The 17,634-nt window shown below is 34.3% G+C and carries 12 protein-coding genes; all 12 read left to right on the top strand.

From position 1 onward, the window contains the following. The first annotated feature begins 35 nt into the window (after nt 1-35). The 12 genes from ACFSC2_RS22615 (at nt 36) to ACFSC2_RS22560 (ending at nt 17,630) form a co-directional block, all read left to right on the top strand. Complete coding sequence (locus ACFSC2_RS22615) at nt 36-3,209, top strand: SusC/RagA family TonB-linked outer membrane protein (protein ID WP_379813367.1); 3,174 nt, start codon at nt 36-38, stop codon at nt 3,207-3,209. A 12-nt stretch (nt 3,210-3,221) separates the two neighbouring features. Then, nucleotides 3,222-4,646, top strand: a complete 1,425-nt coding sequence (locus tag ACFSC2_RS22610; RefSeq protein WP_379813366.1) for a SusD/RagB family nutrient-binding outer membrane lipoprotein — start codon at nt 3,222-3,224, stop codon at nt 4,644-4,646. A gap of 186 nt (nt 4,647-4,832) precedes the next feature. Next, nucleotides 4,833-5,792 (top strand): hypothetical protein, encoded by a 960-nt coding sequence (locus ACFSC2_RS22605; protein ID WP_379813365.1) that lies wholly within the window; start codon nt 4,833-4,835, stop codon nt 5,790-5,792. A gap of 204 nt (nt 5,793-5,996) precedes the next feature. After that, nucleotides 5,997-6,833 (top strand): STAS domain-containing protein, encoded by an 837-nt coding sequence (locus ACFSC2_RS22600; RefSeq protein WP_379813364.1) that lies wholly within the window; start codon nt 5,997-5,999, stop codon nt 6,831-6,833. Between the two features lie 49 nt (nt 6,834-6,882). Continuing rightward, complete coding sequence (locus tag ACFSC2_RS22595; RefSeq protein WP_379818716.1) at nt 6,883-7,260, top strand: STAS domain-containing protein; 378 nt, start codon at nt 6,883-6,885, stop codon at nt 7,258-7,260. Next, the gene (locus tag ACFSC2_RS22590) at nt 7,238-7,654 is read left to right on the top strand and encodes an anti-sigma regulatory factor (protein ID WP_379813362.1); all 417 of its coding nucleotides are present in this window, start codon (nt 7,238-7,240) and stop codon (nt 7,652-7,654) included. The genes ACFSC2_RS22595 and ACFSC2_RS22590 overlap by 23 nt, the downstream gene beginning before the upstream one ends. Then, on the top strand, nt 7,647-8,660 hold the full coding sequence (locus ACFSC2_RS22585; RefSeq protein ID WP_379813361.1) for a SpoIIE family protein phosphatase: 1,014 nt from the start codon (nt 7,647-7,649) through the stop codon (nt 8,658-8,660). The genes ACFSC2_RS22590 and ACFSC2_RS22585 overlap by 8 nt, the downstream gene beginning before the upstream one ends. Before the next feature lie 7 nt (nt 8,661-8,667). Next, nucleotides 8,668-10,284: a sensor histidine kinase gene (locus ACFSC2_RS22580; protein ID WP_379813360.1), complete on the top strand. Its 1,617-nt coding sequence runs from the start codon at nt 8,668-8,670 to the stop codon at nt 10,282-10,284. A 236-nt stretch (nt 10,285-10,520) separates the two neighbouring features. Beyond that, nucleotides 10,521-11,087 (top strand): RNA polymerase sigma factor, encoded by a 567-nt coding sequence (locus ACFSC2_RS22575; RefSeq protein ID WP_379818714.1) that lies wholly within the window; start codon nt 10,521-10,523, stop codon nt 11,085-11,087. A gap of 200 nt (nt 11,088-11,287) precedes the next feature. After that, nucleotides 11,288-12,430, top strand: coding sequence for a FecR family protein (locus ACFSC2_RS22570; protein WP_379813358.1), 1,143 nt, complete (start codon nt 11,288-11,290; stop codon nt 12,428-12,430). A 136-nt stretch (nt 12,431-12,566) separates the two neighbouring features. After that, nucleotides 12,567-16,202 (top strand): SusC/RagA family TonB-linked outer membrane protein, encoded by a 3,636-nt coding sequence (locus ACFSC2_RS22565; protein ID WP_379813357.1) that lies wholly within the window; start codon nt 12,567-12,569, stop codon nt 16,200-16,202. A gap of 3 nt (nt 16,203-16,205) precedes the next feature. Beyond that, complete coding sequence (locus ACFSC2_RS22560; protein WP_379813356.1) at nt 16,206-17,630, top strand: RagB/SusD family nutrient uptake outer membrane protein; 1,425 nt, start codon at nt 16,206-16,208, stop codon at nt 17,628-17,630. Nucleotides 17,631-17,634 lie beyond the last annotated feature (4 nt).

Genomic DNA, 17,634 nt, shown 5'->3' with positions numbered 1-17,634 from the left:
CTCAGCTCACCTTTTTATTAAACTAAAACAAAGTAATGAAAAAAAAATTAAATAGCTTTTTATGGTTGTGTATTTTGTTGATTTCCATAGGAATTACAGCCCAAGAAACAAAACCTTTAATACAATCCAAACTTGAAGGAACGGTAATAGACGCCGCTACAAAAGAACCTATTATTGGGGCTTCAATAAACATAAAAGGCACAACTCACGGGGTTGTAACAGATTTTGATGGAAAATTCTATTTTCAAACGGGACAAAAATTACCTTATACTCTAATTGTTACGTTTTTAGGATACAAAAGAGCAGAAGTTGTGGTAAATGAAAATCCGGTTACTATTAGTCTGACGGAAGAACAAAATCAATTATCAGAAGTTGTCGTAACGGCTTTAGGGATTTCCAAAGAAAAGAAATCTTTAGGTTATACTACTCAGGCGCTTAAAAACAAAGATCTGGCAGAGACAAAAGAAACCAATTTCTTAAACAGTCTTAGCGGTAAATTGGCTGGTGTACGTATAACAAATTCACAAGGAGATATGGGATCTTCGCGTATTATTATTCGTGGAGAAACTTCGATCGCAGGAAACAATCAACCGTTATTTGTGGTAGATGGAGTTCCGGTAGATAACTCACAATTAGGAACTGTTGGAGCTACACGTGACTTTAAAAATGCAATTTCGGATTTAAATCCTAACGATATTGAAACCTTAACAGTATTAAAAGGACCAAACGCGGCAGCACTTTACGGATCGCGTGCGGCACATGGAGTTGTTTTGATTACTACAAAATCAGGAAAAAACCAAAAAGGATTGGGAATCACTTTAAATTCGGGTATAACAATTTCACAAATAGCAACTTTACCAAGTTTTCAAAATTCGTATGGACAAGGATCAAACGGTCGATTTAGTTTTGTTGACGGTAAAGGTGGTGGTGTAAATGATGGTGTTGATGAAAGCTGGGGACCAAGAATGGATGGGCGCCTTATTCCGCAATTTTTCTCAAATGGAGAAGCTGTGCCTTTTGTAGCGCATCCTAATAATGTGAAAGACTTCTTTAACAATGGGGTTACTTATGACAATAGTATTTCTGTGGCTCGATCAGATGATAAATCAGATTTTCGTTTAGGGGTAAATAATCAAAAACAATTGGGAACAGTTCCTAATAGTGAAGTAAACAAAACAAATTTTACAATTAATACGAATTACCAAATCTCAAAAAATATTAAAGTTGGGGTAACGGCTAATTATACGACAACTAATGCTCCAGCTTTACCAGGAGGTCCTGCTGGAAGCCGTGCTGCAGGTGTAATGCTTCAGTTTCTTTGGTTTGGCCGTCAGGTTGATATCAACGAACTTCAAAATAATAGAGACGTTAACTGGAATAACAGTTATTATAGTAATCCTTATTGGAATGCGTATTACAATACCACAAGCCAGCAGCGTAACCGTATAATCGGAGATGTGCATTTGGATGCAAAATTGGCAGAAGGACTTAATTTTAAATTCCGTACAGGAGTTGATTATTATAATGATAGAAGAAAGTATGAGATTAGATACGGTACAAACGGAACTCCTTTTGGTTCGTATGCAGAAGATGCTTACACTGTAAATGAGCAAAATACAGAGGGTATTTTTACTTATACTAAAAAACTAAACGATGATTTTACTGTAGATGCTCTTGCCGGATTTAATATTCGTAACCACAGCGATGCAAACAATTATCAAAAAGCACCGCGTTTAGCTGTACCAGATTTGTATACTTTAACAAATTCAAGAGATCCGTTAACGTCGTCAAACTCATTATCAAGATTAAGAGTGTATAGTGCATATGCTTCGGCGCAATTTGGTTATAAAAATTATGCTTATTTAAACCTTACAGCTCGTAATGACTGGTCGTCTACATTGCCAAGCAGTAACCGTTCTTACTTTTATCCATCTATTAATGGTAGTTTAATTTTATCTGAAGCTTTAAACTTAAAAAGTAATACGCTTGATTTCTTAAAAGTACGAGGCGGATGGTCTGAAGTGGGTAACGATGCAGATCCGTATCAGTTGGCTACCGTTTATAATTTCCAAACGGCATTTGACGGAAATCCTATTCAGACTTCATCTCAAAGAAAACTTAATGAGAACCTGAAACCAGAAACAACACGTTCAACAGAGGTTGGTTTAGAAGCTTCTTTCTGGAAAAACAGACTTCATTTTGATGTAGCTTATTACAATACAAATAGTTTTGACCAGATTTTGGAGATTAAAACCACTACTTCAAGCGGTTACAACTCACAGTTAATTAATGCTGGTAAAATAAACAACAGCGGTATAGAGGTTCAATTGGACGGAAGCCCGATTCAAACCGAAAACTTCAAATGGAATATTGGCGCAAATTATTCTAAAAACACAAGTAAAGTTGAAATTTTAGATTATGCAAAACAAATTCAAAATTATACAATCGGTACTTCTGGAGGTGTAGATGTTTTGGCATCTGTAGGACAGGCGTATGGAGCACTTTACGGAACGGCTTATTTACGTGATGCGAACGGCAATATCGTAGTAGGAGCAAACGGTCTTCCAAAAGCAGATCCAACAAAAAGAGTATTAGGACATTATACACCAGATTATATAGCAGGTGTTACCAATACATTGACATACAAAAATCTTGAATTATCATTCCTTGTTGATGCAAGTGTAGGTGGGGAAATTTTCTCAGGAACTAACAGAACAGGTACTTATACAGGAGTATTGGCATCAACTCTTCCAGGACGTGGCGCTGAAAACGGCGGTTTAAATTACTATTTGAATGGCACTACAAAAACGCTTGTAAACGGAACTGCACCAGCTGGAGCTACAGTATATGATGACGGTATGATCTTTAATGGTGTTTATGAAAATGGAGCTCCAAATACTACCGTACTTAGTGCGCAGGAATATTACAAGGCATCATACAATATTAGTGAAGCGTATATCTACAGTTCTACTTTTGTAAAAATGAGAGAAATAAAATTGTCATACAATTTCACTAAAGCATTTGCTAGAAGACTTGGATTAGAAGGGGCTAGTATTACTGCTGTTGGCCGTAACTTGTTCTTTATTTATAAAGATGCACCAAATATTGATCCTGAAACTGCTTTTAATACTGGAAATGCACAAGGTTTGGAGAGTTTATCGCTGCCAACAACAAGAAATTTCAGTCTTAATGTTAATCTTAAATTCTAAAAATACAGAATCATGCTAAAAAAAATAGCTTATATAACTTTATTTGCATTAACGTTCAGCTCTTGCAGCGACACGTTGGATGATATTAATAAAAATCCGAATGCAACCGAAACACCATTGGCGCCTTACCTTTTGACAGGAACATTAAAACAAGGAGCTGACTTATATTGGGGGTCTACAAATAACTTTGATTCATCTTTGTTATTTGTGCAGCATTGGGCTAAAATTCAATATACGGAACCAGACCGATATGATGTTTCTAACACTTCATTCACTTCTTTATGGAATACGGGTTACGCGACCTTAATTACAGATTTGAATACTATTATCGATTTCCCAGATGCACAGGCAAATTCAAATTATAAAGGAATTGCGTTAACGCTTCGTTCTTGGACATTTTTATTACTGACAGATGCTTATGGAAATATTCCGTACAAAGAAGCTGGTAAAAGTATAACGCCTGCATACAACACTCAAAAAGAGGTGTATACAGGTTTGTTGGAAGATTTAAAACAAGCACAGTCTTTGTTAGGGACTTCAAATGGCGCAGTAACTGGTGATTTAGTGTATAAAGGTGACATTGCTAAATGGAAAAAATTTGTGAATTCACTACGTCTGCGTATTGCTCTTAGAATTTCAGATAGAGAACCTGCATTGGCTAAACAAGCTGCTATTGATGCAACAACTGATGCCGGAGGCGTGCTTGCGAGCAACAACGATACATTTAAATTTACATACATTAGTTCACCACAGCAGAATCCAGCTTCGGCTTGGTTTGAAACTCGTGATGATTATCGTGTTTCAAAAACGATTGTAGATAAATTATATGAATTAGCAGATCCGCGTTTACCAGTTTATGCGCAGCTGCCTTCAGATGCAAGCGTTGGTAAATATGTTGGAGGAGGAAATGGTTTATCAAACAGTGATGCTAATAGTCAGGGTTTTGCCAAAACATCAAAACCAGGAACTTATTTCCTTACATCAACATCGCCGGCGGTAATTTATTCGTATTCTGAAGTATTGTTCAATCTTGCAGAAGCCGTTGCTCGCGGTTATATTTCGGGAGATGCAGAACAGCTTTATAAAAATGCGATTACAGCTTCTTTTAATCAATTTGGGATTACAGATGCAACAGTTATTACCAATTACCTGAATCAGGCTGTTGTAAAATATGATGCGTCTAATTATGCAAAATCGATAGGAACTCAAAAATGGATCGCATTTTACGGACAAGGTCTGGATGCTTTTGCAGAATGGAGAAGATTGGATTATCCTGTTTTGACTGCTGGTCCAGCAACCGTTTTAGATGGTCAGATTCCGTCACGTTTCTTTTATCCAGGTACAGAACAATCTTTAAATGGAAACAGTTATCAAGCTGCAATATCAGTTCAAGGAAAAGATTTGCTTACTACAAAACTTTGGTTTGACGTAAAATAATTTAGCGATTATTTAAAGAAAAAATCACTTTTACATTCAATAAGAAATGGCGCTGACTTTATGTTGGCGCCATTTTTTATTTAAAAAGATACTAATTGAATCAGCAGTATGATTTTTTTTGTACGAATTTTAAATATTTTTTTAATCTTTATATCTTCAATTTAAGTAAATAAAAGAGAATACATTATGAGGAAAACTTTATTTCTTTTGCTTTCGATAACTGCTGTTTTTTGCAATGCTCAAGGAAATCCTGACGAACAGGTTTTCGATCAGATTTATTCTCCTTCCAAAAAAGAAAATCTTTCTACAGAAGCATACGAAGTTTTTAGAACCAATAAGTTTTTAGATTTTAAAGACAAAGAAACCCTTATCGAAAAAATAGATGAATCTGTTTTTAAGAAAATAGATTTAAATAATTATTTCTCAGTTAAAAAAGATTGGAAAGAAATCGAAAAAGAAACTATAGCATCATTTGAAAAAAGTAAAAATGCCGAATATTCTTTTCTAGACAATACAATGACCGAAATTAGAACAGAATATGGAAGTTATGATGTTCGAAAAGAGATCAAAACAGTATACAATTCAAAATGTTTTGTCTTGCTTTATGAGAAAAAATATTTTGTTGGAAGCGATTACAATCGTACAGAAAGCATTATAAATGTTTATGATGCTGAAAATAGGGTGATAAAAATAACCAAAAGAACAGAATATCCTAAGAAAACGGAGAATACAGAATCAATAATTACAGTAAAATATGAAAATGGTACAGTAAATATTGTCAGCAAAAATGGAAGTATGCACTGCGAATTTATTCGTAATGAGAATCCTTCAGAGCATGTTTCTAAACTTAGTCCAAATGAAATTGTTGCGTATTTTAGTTATGCATTAATGCAGCAAAAAATGGCGGCTGCAGAAGAACATTGTACGCAGCAAATGGCTCAGAAAGTTAAAAGTGTTTTGCTTCCTTTTCCTAATATTACTCGTATTAAGAGTTTAGGGGGAACAGGTAGTTTTGGTGAACAAGTCAAAATTAAAGAAAATTGGGAAATTACTTATGACAATAAAAAAGAAAGATACAATGCTGTTTTTCGTTTGATAAAACAAAAAAATGGTTGGAAAATTGATGAATTTGGTCTTACTAAATAATTGATATTATAGTAGTTTGATATCAAATCTAATTTTTAAGATTTATTGTGTTTTAAGAATTTAAACGGTTAATAGGCATTTAGAAATTTAAAAATTCTCAAAAAAATGTTGTAAAAACGAAATTGTTTTAAGATTTTTTTAATTCCGTTAAATCTTCGCCTTTTTATTTCTTATATTTGTTTGGAAACCCAAACATCAAAAAAAATGCAAAAGAACGTTTTAGCAGGCCTAAAAGATTATGAAAGCAAATTAAATACTATCTGGACACAACTTCTTTTAGAGAGAGGATCGACTGACGGAGCTACAGAAGAAGAAGAATCGAAAGAATTTACAACGCTTTTCTTGGATGCCATAAAACAAGGCGGTAATAGTTCAGACTTAAATTCGCAGGAATTTGAAAAATTATACGATTTATTGACTGGAATCTCAATCTCAAGAGCAAAACGTGGTTTCTCATCGCGTGAAACAGGGCAATATATTATTTCTTTTAAAGAAGCAGCTTCACAAATACTTTCAGAAATAGAAAGTGATCCTGCGCTCCTTTACGCTGCAAATCTTGAATTAAATAATGTTGTCGATAACTTAACAATCATGACTTTTGAGTCTTTCTTAAAAGGACGTGAAGATGTAATTTCGAGACAAACAGATGAAATCAGCGAAATTTCAACTCCTGTAATCCGTGTTTGGGATGGTGTTGTAGCGCTTCCTATTATTGGTACGCTTGACAGTTCTCGTACGCAAATCGTAATGGAGAATTTATTACAGCAAATTGTTGATACCGAAAGTTCTATTGCTATTTTAGATATTTCTGGAGTTCCTGCTGTAGACTCACTTGTAGCACAGCATTTAATTAAAACAGTAAGCGCAACAAGATTAATGGGAGCAGAATGCATTATTAGCGGTATTCGCCCAGAAATTGCGCAGACTGTTGTGCATTTAGGAATAGATCTAGAAGGAATTATTACTAAAGCAACATTGGCAAGCGCATTACAGACTGCATTTAATATGCTTCAATTGTCTGTAGTGAAAAGAAAACTATAGTTTTATTTTTAGATTTTTGAATGATATGGAAAGAATTCCTATACTTAAGATGGGAGATTTTCTATTGGTTACCATACAGGTGGATTTATATGACCAATTGGCAGAAAATCTTGAGTCTGACCTAATAAACACAATTAATAAACACAATTCTAAAGGTGTTTTGATTGATATATCAGCTGTTTCCATAATTGACTCTTTTATGGGTCGTATCTTAGGAAATATAGCAGTAATGGCAAAAATATTAGATGCTCATACAGTTGTTGTAGGGATGCAGCCTGCCGTAGCTATTACGCTTGTTGAGCTCGGATTGTCATTAAATGGCGTTATCAGCGCTCTGAATGTTGAAAAAGGGATGGATCTGCTTCGCGCAAAAATGTATATTGACATTAACGAAGAGCAGATCGATGACGATAACGACGACGAATAAAATAGAAGTAGCAATCGTAAGAGAACAAGACGTGGTGCCTTTGCGCAACCGCGTAAAAGACTATGGGGTAAAGGCTGGGATGAGTATTTTAAATCAGACCAAACTAATTACTGCCACTAGCGAACTCATACGAAATCTTCTGAAATATGGAGGCGGCGGAAAAGTTATTGTTGAAGAAGTAAGCAACGGACGCGATAAAGGTGTTCGTGTTATTTTTTCTGATAATGGTCCCGGAATCGTAGATGTCGATTTGGCCATGAAAGACGGTTACAGCACGGGAAAAAGTTTAGGGCTTGGACTGCCAGGCACAAAAAGACTTGTTAATGAATTTGATTTAAAAACAGAAGTGGGAGTGGGAACTACCGTTACTATAATAAAATGGAAAAATGGATAACACTTTTTCCAGCTACAAAATTGAAGACCGTAGTCTGGTTGCTTTTATTAAAAGAGAAATACACAATCTTGCTTTACAATCTGGTTTCAGCGTACATCGTGCGGCTGAAACCGATATTATTGTCGCAGAATTAACTTCTAATCTTTTAAAATATGCAAACGGAGGCGAGTTTTTATATAGAGCAAGAGAAGTAAAAGGGGTTAATGAAATCGAAATTTACTGTCTAGATAAAGGCAAAGGAATTGATAATGTCGTTAAAATAATGAATGACGGCTATTCTACTTCAAATACACTTGGGCATGGCCTTGGCTCAATTAAAAGATTAAGCAATGATTTTCAAATTTATTCGCTAAGAGATTGGGGAACAGTTCAATATGTTAGAATTTGTGAGAAAGCCGATCCAAAAACACCTGCTCTTCCAGTTGGTTTTAATTATGATGTTGTAAGTGTAAATTATCCAGGTGAAATTGTCTGCGGAGATGGGTATTATGTAAAACATACTTCAAAAGGTTTTCAGATATTTGTAGGAGATGGGCTCGGTCATGGAGAACATGCTCACGAAGCTGTCGAAATAGCCATTAAAGCTTTTATTCGTTCTAAAGGAGAAGAAGCAGTAGATATATTGCGCGATATTCATGATGCAGTAAAAAAAACACGCGGATTGGTTGCGACTATTGCTATTGCAGATTTTAAAAGCCAGACTTGGAATATCTGCGGTATTGGTAATATCAATACCCGTATTTATAGAGGACTGGAAAATAAAACCTATACGCCTTATAACGGAATTATTGGAATGAATATTCCTAGAACAATGAAAAGTACAACGGTGCCTTATCTAAAACATCAAATTATTATAATGCACAGTGATGGATTGAGAACCAGATGGAATTTAAACGATCTGATGTCCATTATAAAGCAGAATTCGGGAGTTATTGCCGCTTGTTTGTACAAAGATAATATTAGAGGTACAGATGATGCTACAGTACTTGTCGGTAAAATAACTTAGTTAATTTATGAAGGAGATTGTAAAGATTAATCTTGATAACGAAATGGACCTTATTTTGGCCCATAAACGATCCATGAAGATTGCCGAAATGTGCGGTATGCCTTCATCTTTGCAAACTCGTTTTGCTACTGCAGTTTCTGAAGTGGCAAGATGTTCCATTGCTAATGGCGAAAATTCAATATTAACTTTAGGTATCAATGTTGTTAAGACAACACATAAAGAAATTGTAGCAGTTCTTAATGATGATGTAGATCTCAAAACTTGTAACCCGGAAGCATTTAGATATGCTTCTAAACTTTCGGGAAATATAGCTTATAGTTATTCAGATAATATTTCAGTAACAAAATTCAGTCAAAAAGTTTCTTCTCCGGGACTTCTTTCGGAGGCGAAAATAAAAAGTCTTGTTGATTATTTTAAATATGAGTCGCCATTGTCGCCATATGACGAAATGAGAAAAAAGAATATTGAACTTATTGCTCTTTCTGAAAAATTAAGCGAAAGTGAAAATAGATACAGACAGCTGGCAAATACAATTCCGATTTTAATCTGTATTATCAACGAACGTAATCATGTGCTGCTGATAAATGAATCGCTTCAAGAAACACTGCAGTCGTCGTTTACTGTTTTTGAAAGAAAAGAATTAAGCACTTTTGTACATCCAGATGATTTAGACGTAATAATTGAAAACTGGAACAGATTAAAGAAAAATAAATCAGAATATTTTGGAGAAGCTCGTGTTAAAAAAGGAGATTCGTATAGATGGTATTTAATTTCTATTACACCAAACAAAATTGAAGATGGCACTTTTACGAGCTGGCTTGTTTATTTTGTAGATATTCACGCTCAAAAAACGGTCGAAGAAACTCTTAAAAATAATTCAGAGTTAAAGGCAATTCAAAGAGAATTAGAAAACGCCAATTCTAAACTGATATTTAAAAATAAAGAGTTACAGCAGTTTGCTTATATTGCCAGCCACGATTTACAAGAACCATTACGTAAAATTAGAATCATGCTTTCGCGTGCTGGAGAAGATTTAACGGAAGAACAGAAGAATCAGTATTATTTTGATAAAATTATGGGTGCAGCAGGAAGAATGTCTGACCTGATTTCTGATGTGCTAAATTATTCAAAAGTAGATAACAATGTTCATACACTTTTACCAGTTGATCTTAATGAAATTGTGCATGAAACAATTAACGATTTAAGTCTGGTAATTGAAGAAAAAAATGCGTTGATCAATATAAGTCCGCTTCCAATAGTTGCTGGAGTCAGCACACAACTTCGCCAATTATTTTTTAACCTAATTAATAATGCGCTTAAATTCAATTCTGAAGAACCAGTCTTAACCATCACTGCCGATGAAGACAGTAGTGAAGAAGATCAATATAAACCAATTGGAAATTATCAGGTTATAAAAGTTATAGATAATGGAATAGGAATGGATAACAAATATTCAGGGCGTATATTTGATATGTTCCAGCGTTTGCACGAAAGAGATAAATACGGCGGAAACGGAATAGGATTAGCGCTTTGTAAAAGAATCATAGAAAATCATAACGGAATTCTAAATTTTACAAGTAAGCCTGGAATCGGAACAACGTTTTTTGTATATCTTCCTAAATAAACCTAATATTAATTATAGGTTTTACTACGATATTTTTATTTTAAATCCCATCAAATAATTTAGAAACAGAATTAACTATTTTCTAAGCTTTTTAGAATTAGCTAGTTCTGTTTTAGATTTATTCTTGTTAAAATAAAAAATCATTGAACTATCTGCAATGTTTTATAGATTGCCTTTTGGTTTTTAAAGCAAAAAATGAGTAATATTGCATTTTTGATACTCACCTTGTTTTATTAATGTCTCTTTACAGCCAATATACTGATCTTATTTTGTTAAATCTTCTCAAGAAAGATGATCAATTGGCCTATACAGAAATTTTCAAAAGATACTCACGACTTCTTGTTAATCATGCTTATAAAATTCTAGGCAGTCAGGATGAAGCGAATGATGTGGTTCAAGAAGTATTTTTGACTATCTGGAACAAACGCCACGAGTTAAATATTACAGGATCATTTTCTTCTTATTTATACAAAGCGGTAAAAAACCGTGTCCTCAATCATATCGCTCACGAAAATGTGGTTTCTCGTTATGCCGATTCTTTTTCAGATTTTATCGAAATTGACTATGCGTTTGCAGATTCTAATCTTAGAGAAAAAGAATTAGAAGCAATTATTGCAAAAGAGATCGCTTTACTTCCAGAAAAAATGCGAGAAGTTTTTTTATTACGAAAAGTGGAAGAGCTTTCGTATGATGAAATTGCAGATCAGTTAAATATTACCGATAAAACAGCGAAACAACAAGTCTATAATTCAGTAAAAATTCTTAGAGAAAAACTAAAATCTCTAATGCATGTTTTTGTTTGATGAATTATTGTAATTCTTTTTGTTAATTTTTGAAATATTTTCTTTTTGTAACTGCTTCATTTGTAAATAGAAAGCATCGTTTCTTTTGTTTTGTTAACGATATAATAATCTTTTTTTAATTTTTTTTTGTTTTTGTCTATGACAAAAGCCCTTTATAACTGTCTTATTTAAAACGGGACAAAAATTTCGTATTGTAATTTATGAATCAAACAGAATTCTTAACACTGCTGCAAAAATATCAGGAAGGCACTTTATCTCATGAAGAAAAAGATAAATTAGAAGCTTGGTATTTACATAAAGCTTCTAATAGTAATCAACAACTTAATGAATACGAGCTGGAAGATAGTTACGACTATTTGAAATCGAAATTACCCTTACACCAAGAACCGAAAGTGATTCGTATTTGGCCGCGCGTTGCTGTTGCTGCATCGATTGCGGTATTAATGGGTACTGGAATTTTCTATTTTACAAAATCAGAGAAAGAACAAAATATTCAGGTTGCTGCGAAACCAGTCGAAATTGCTCCGGGTGGAAATAGAGGAATCTTAACGCTTTCTAACGGAAAACAAATTGTTTTGTCTGATATAACTTCAAAAGATACAATTGCAAAAGAAGGAGATCAGGACCAGGTGACTATTAAAATAGATGCCAACGGCGTGATTACTTATGTGATAAATCCAAATGCGGACACTTCAGAAGAAGACGAGAATTCATTCAATACACTTTCGACACCAACTGGAGGACAGTATAATATTGTTTTGGCAGACGGAACCAAAGTTTTTCTTAACGCAGTTTCATCGGTTAAATATCCAACGCAATTTAATGGCAGTAAAAGAATTGTAGAGTTAGATGGAGAAGCTTATTTTGAAGTTGCCGAAGACAAATCGAAACCTTTTATTGTAAAATCTGATAAACAGTCTATTGAGGTTTTAGGAACTCATTTTAATGTTCATGCCTATGATAACGAGTCGGTTGTAAAAACTACTTTATTAGAAGGAAGTGTTGCCGTTACTTCTAGAGATCAAAAAGCAATTTTAAAACCAGGTCAGCAATCTGGTGTTTCTGATAACACTGCTAAAATTTCAATAAAAGAAGTGGATACAGAAGCTGCAATTGCTTGGAAAAACGGCCGATTTAAATTTGATAACGCCGACCTAAAATCGGTTATGAAACAGCTGGAACGCTGGTACGGAATTAAAGTAGAATATCGCGGCGATGTCTCGGATGTGAGATTTAACGGCGGTACCTTTAGAAATAAAAATTTATCTGAAGTATTAAAAGTACTTGAGCTTAGTAATATAAAATTTAAGGTAGAAGGAAAAACAATTATTGTGTATCCCTAAATTTTAAGTTTACCCGATTATATTGAGTCTATAAACTAAAAAACCAGAAGTAGTTGCGATACTCCTGGTTGTTATAAAAGTGTATAGCCCAGTATAAGTTGTCCACCTATTGTTTAACTATAACCAATGTAAATGTATGAAATTAAATTTACAACCAAAAAAACCTTACAAAAAACTGAAGAAAAAGATTCCGAAATGTAATTTTTCGAATCGTTTATGGCTGATCAGCATGGTATTATTGCTTTGTGGTTTTACAAGCCAAGCGCAGAATATCACAATTAATTTTAAAGACGCACCTCTCGAAAAGGTTTTAAAAGAAATTGGAAAACAAGCGAATTACGAAGTTTTTTATACTCAAAAACTGCTTAAAGATGCTAAGCCTGTGAGCATTAATGTTAAGAATTCGTCTCTGAACGAAACTTTAAGTCAGGTTTTTAGAAATCAAAATGTAAAGTTTACGCTTACTAATCAAACTATAGTGGTAACTGCTTCAAAAACCGAAGAGCGGGGAAACGACCTAATCGACATCCGAGGAAAAGTATTAAATAATAAAAATGAACCTTTTCCGGGTGTTACCGTTACTATTGCAGGAACAAACAGAACAAGTATAACCGATTTTGACGGAGGTTTTGCTCTTGATAAAGTGTCTCCAAATGCCATTCTAGAATGTTCTGGATTAACTATTGAGAAAAAATCTTTTGGCATAAGCGGACGTACAGATTTAACTCTTGTTGTAGAAGACAAAATTTCTACAATGAAAGAGGTTGTAGTTACAGGTTATCAAACTATTGCCAGAGAGCATTTTACTGGTTCTATTGCTAAAGTTGATGAAAAAACCTTAAACGAAAATATCAATGGTAATTTAATGACCGCACTAGAAGGACGTGTTTCAGGTTTGATGTATCAGAAAAATCCAACCGGAGCTTCTGCAGACACACCAATTTTACGTGGTATGGGAACTTTTTCTACATTGACGGTTGGTTATAGTCCGCTTATAGTAATCGATGGTTTGCCAACTGAATTGACTTTAGACGAAATTAATCCGTATGATATCGAAAGTGTCAATGTTCTTAAAGATGCAGCAGCAGCTTCTATCTATGGTTCGCGTGCTGCCAATGGTATTATTGTCTTAACTACCAAAAAAGGAAATGGAAGATTGAAGGTAACATTAAACTCCGATTTTTTTATTGCTGATAAACCAAATTTAAGAGATTTGAATTATGCTTCTACAAGCGATATAATCGATTATGAACAAGCGGTTTATAACAGAGAAAGAGCTAGATATGCCAATACCGCTACTATGTTCAACAGTTACGGCGATATTGGAAACAGCAGTATGAAGTATTATAGTCCGCTTTATCAGCTTAATAGGAATTTGGAGGAAGGTAAAATCAACAGTTCAGATTATGATGCTACTATTGGTCAATGGAGAAAAAATGATTTTGTAAAAGATTACCGAGATAATGTATGGCAGAAAGAATTTAGACAGCGTTATAATGTTGCCTTTTCTGGAAGCACAAGTAAACAAAATACGTATGTATCGCTTAATTATGACCAATCTCAAAATCGTATTGTAAATAATCAGAGTCGAAATTTTAATCTTTATGCAAAAAGCAGTTTTCAGATAAACAACTGGTTAAATGCGACATTTGGAATAAACGGAACTTACAGCAACGATGATGTTACAGATGATAGTTACAATAAATTAGATATTCAGAAAAGATACGAACGCATTACAGATGATAACGGAAATCATGTATTGTCTCCATTTGTAGGTATTAGCGACGGCTTTACTTCTGGAGCTATTATTAATCCTGCTGTAGCAGAAAAATTAGCTGGATTAAGTGGTTTTAAATCAACTAGTTTTAATGTTTTAGACGAACTTAATAATGGTATTACAAAACAAAGCTCACTAAGTTTAAGAACATTTGCCAATATTCGTGCTAAGATTTGGAGAGGATTGAGTTTTAATACACAATTTCAGTATGAAGTAAGGAAAAACGATAATGAGCAATATTACTCTGTTGATTCTTATAAAATGCGTATGGCAATTAATGCATTAACGGGATATAACCCAACAACAAATGCGTATACATATGTAGATGGTTTTTCTTCAGGAGGCCGATACAAACAATGGAACAGTCAGGCAAGTAATTATTCTTTTAGAAATCAATTAGATTACAATCAGGATTTTGCAGACGGAAAGCATTCGGTAAATGCACTTGCAGGTATGGAAATGCGCGAAACGTTTATTCCTAGAAATATAGAACAAATTCGATACGGTTATGATCCTGTAACGCTTACTTCGGCAACGCTTAATACGCTTTCTCTTAGTCAGACAGGAGTCGCAAGTTATATTTACGGAAATAACAGAACATTGGCAGCGCCATCAAGAACACAGACGGAAGTTTTGCATCGTTATTTCTCTGTATTCAGCAGTTTAGGTTATACTTTTTTATCTAAATATAACGTAACAGGAAGTTACAGAGTAGACAGAGCCGATTTGTTTGGAGTTGATCCTAAATATAAAAACCGCCCTTTATGGTCTGCAGGTTTAGGATGGAATATCAGCAGTGAAGAATTCATGAAAGAAATAAAATGGGTTAATACACTTAAACTGAGAGCTACTATTGGGGTTAACGGAAACGTAGATCAAAGTACAACACCTTATGTAACCGCTACTAGAAGAAATGACAATTTATATCAGTCGCTTCAATACATTAATGTTACCGGGCAGCCAAATCCAATGCTTAGATGGGAGAAAACACAAGGAACCAATGTTGGTGTAGATTTTAGCTTGTTTGGAAATAAATTAAACGGAACTATTGATGTTTACAGAAAATACAGCAGTGACTTATTGGCTACAACAGATTTAGACCCTACAGTTGGTGCTACGACAAGGAGAATTAATGCAGGAGCTTTGCAAAATAAAGGTATAGAATTCAACTTTGGTTCTGAATGGTATAACGATGGTAATTTTAAAATTGCTTCTAATTTAATTTTAGCATTCAACAGAACAACTGTAAAAAAAGTAACAAGAGCTCAATCTTCTGCATCGGTTTATGTGGGTTCACCAACAGATTATTTCAAGGAAGATGATATTTATAATAGTTTGTATGCGTACCAATACGGAGGAACTGTAAACGGGTATCCTTATGTTTTGGATGAAAACGGTAATCCGTCAATTACTTTTGACAACAACGGAAACCCGATCGGAACTACGATTAAAACTATTACAAATCCTGATGCTCTTGTAAACATGGGAAGTTTAACGCCAACTTACACGGGTTCAGTTTCACAACGTTTTTCATACAAACAATTCGACCTGAATTTCTTGTTGGTCTTTTCAGGAGGAAATGTAATGCGTAAAGAAACTATGGATATGAGTACAGATGCTGTAACACTTAATGGAATTGCAGATCGTTACACCGATTCTAATAGAAATGACAATACCCGTTTGTATGTAGATTTTGACGAAAGTGTTAGAAATTATGCAGGAACAATCAGCAGTCAATGGAGAAATTCAACTGCAAATGTTGTAGATGGCGATTACATTAAACTTAGAAATGCTTCATTAGCTTATAATTTATCAAAAAGCTTTGCAAACAAAATCAAATTGTCATCAGCAAAATTAACTTTTCAGGTAAATAATATTTGGTATTGGAGTGCAGCAGGAAATCGTATTGATCCTGAAGTGTATTCAGCAAATATCGGTACACGTAATTTACCATCGCCAAGAACTTATTTATTCGGCTTTAATCTTACACTTTAAAAAATGAAACAGATATATATAACACTGCTATCGGCTTTGATGCTTAGCGTAACAGCTTGCGAAGAGTATACCGATATTACTCCAAAAGGATCTTTGGTTATTGAAACGGCGGCACAATTTTATGAAATGGTTTCCCTTCCAAATAGAGGTTATCCCATTAATAACTTTCAGTATTTGTCAGACGATCAATGGATGAGAGAAGCCAATGTAATCGGAAGAACACCAAACATCGATATCCTTAATTTTACTTTTGACGAAAGTGTAGACCGCGTTTCTTTATTAACAGGTTCGAGTTTTTACAACCAGGCTTACACTTATATTAACAGATGGAATACCATTATTACATTAGTTGATAATAGTAAAGGAGATGAAAACGTCAAGCAATTGGCAAAAGCCGAAGCTAAAATTTACAGAGCTTACGATCACTTTTTATTAATAAATACGTATGCAAAAGGTTACGATCCGCAGACTGCTTCAACCGATGGAGGAATCTGTATTATGGACAAATTTGATTTAGAAGCACAGCCTTCAAAATCTACTGTAGCGCAGGTTTATGCTTTTATTCAAAAAGATATTGAAGAAGCGCTGCCGTATCTTCAGGAAAAGCCATTAGATGTTTATCATCCTTCGTTGGCATTTGCCTATGCTTTTAAAGCCAAAGTTCATTTGTTTAAGCGTGAAATTGCTCAAGCGCAGGCAGCAGCAGAAAAATCACTTAGCTACAATAATCAGATATTCGACTTAGTGGCTTACAATGCACAAGGCGGACCAACGGCATTGGCTGTTCCTGCAGCAAATAACGTAGAAGTACTGAGTTATATGTACATGACAGGGTATAACGAAATGAATTTTGCTCAGAGTTATATTATAAGTCCAGAATTGAGAAATTTATTCGGTACAAATGATGCTCGTTTTAATTTATTCTTTAATTCTACGAGTACAACCAATCTTGATCAAGGTTCAAATACCGCTTATTGGGCAACACAATACACCAGATTTTTCTATCCAACAGTAGGCATGAAAACCACAGAAGTATACTTAATGCTGGCAGAATGTTATGCAAGAGAAAATAAATTTACAGAAGCCGTTGGAGTCTTAAATACATTAAGAGCAAAACGTATTTTGTCTGGCACGGTAAATGTATCCGTTCCAACAACCAGAAAAGAAACTATGGAATTGGTAGTTAATGAACGCAGAAAAGAACTGCTTTTAGGATTTAATCGATTTTTTGATTTAAAGAGATTAAATACGGAGTCTGAGTATGCAAAAACTCTAACAAGAGTATTTCCGATTGTAAACAAAACAGTTCCGCAGAAAACATATACTTTACAGCCGGGCTCAAGATTATACATTATTCCATTTCCATTGTCTGTTCTGCAAAAAAATCCAAAACTTACATTAAACACAGACGAAAAAGTTCCGTTTTAATTCC

Source organism: Flavobacterium artemisiae, assembly GCF_042678225.1.
Lineage (GTDB): Bacteria > Bacteroidota > Bacteroidia > Flavobacteriales > Flavobacteriaceae > Flavobacterium > Flavobacterium artemisiae.
This window is presented reverse-complemented; position numbering and strand designations above follow the sequence as displayed.

What these genes read in the sequence shown, in the direction of transcription:
- ACFSC2_RS22615 (WP_379813367.1), top strand. Translation starts at nt 36, where the DNA reads ATGAAAAAAAAATTAAATAGCTTTTTATGGTTGTGTATTTTGTTGATT.
- ACFSC2_RS22610 (WP_379813366.1), top strand. Translation starts at nt 3,222, where the DNA reads ATGCTAAAAAAAATAGCTTATATAACTTTATTTGCATTAACGTTCAGC.
- ACFSC2_RS22605 (WP_379813365.1), top strand. Translation starts at nt 4,833, where the DNA reads ATGAGGAAAACTTTATTTCTTTTGCTTTCGATAACTGCTGTTTTTTGC.
- ACFSC2_RS22600 (WP_379813364.1), top strand. Translation starts at nt 5,997, where the DNA reads ATGCAAAAGAACGTTTTAGCAGGCCTAAAAGATTATGAAAGCAAATTA.
- ACFSC2_RS22595 (WP_379818716.1), top strand. Translation starts at nt 6,883, where the DNA reads ATGGGAGATTTTCTATTGGTTACCATACAGGTGGATTTATATGACCAA.
- ACFSC2_RS22590 (WP_379813362.1), top strand. Translation starts at nt 7,238, where the DNA reads ATGACGATAACGACGACGAATAAAATAGAAGTAGCAATCGTAAGAGAA.
- ACFSC2_RS22585 (WP_379813361.1), top strand. Translation starts at nt 7,647, where the DNA reads ATGGATAACACTTTTTCCAGCTACAAAATTGAAGACCGTAGTCTGGTT.
- ACFSC2_RS22580 (WP_379813360.1), top strand. Translation starts at nt 8,668, where the DNA reads ATGAAGGAGATTGTAAAGATTAATCTTGATAACGAAATGGACCTTATT.
- ACFSC2_RS22575 (WP_379818714.1), top strand. Translation starts at nt 10,521, where the DNA reads ATGTCTCTTTACAGCCAATATACTGATCTTATTTTGTTAAATCTTCTC.
- ACFSC2_RS22570 (WP_379813358.1), top strand. Translation starts at nt 11,288, where the DNA reads ATGAATCAAACAGAATTCTTAACACTGCTGCAAAAATATCAGGAAGGC.
- ACFSC2_RS22565 (WP_379813357.1), top strand. Translation starts at nt 12,567, where the DNA reads ATGAAATTAAATTTACAACCAAAAAAACCTTACAAAAAACTGAAGAAA.
- ACFSC2_RS22560 (WP_379813356.1), top strand. Translation starts at nt 16,206, where the DNA reads ATGAAACAGATATATATAACACTGCTATCGGCTTTGATGCTTAGCGTA.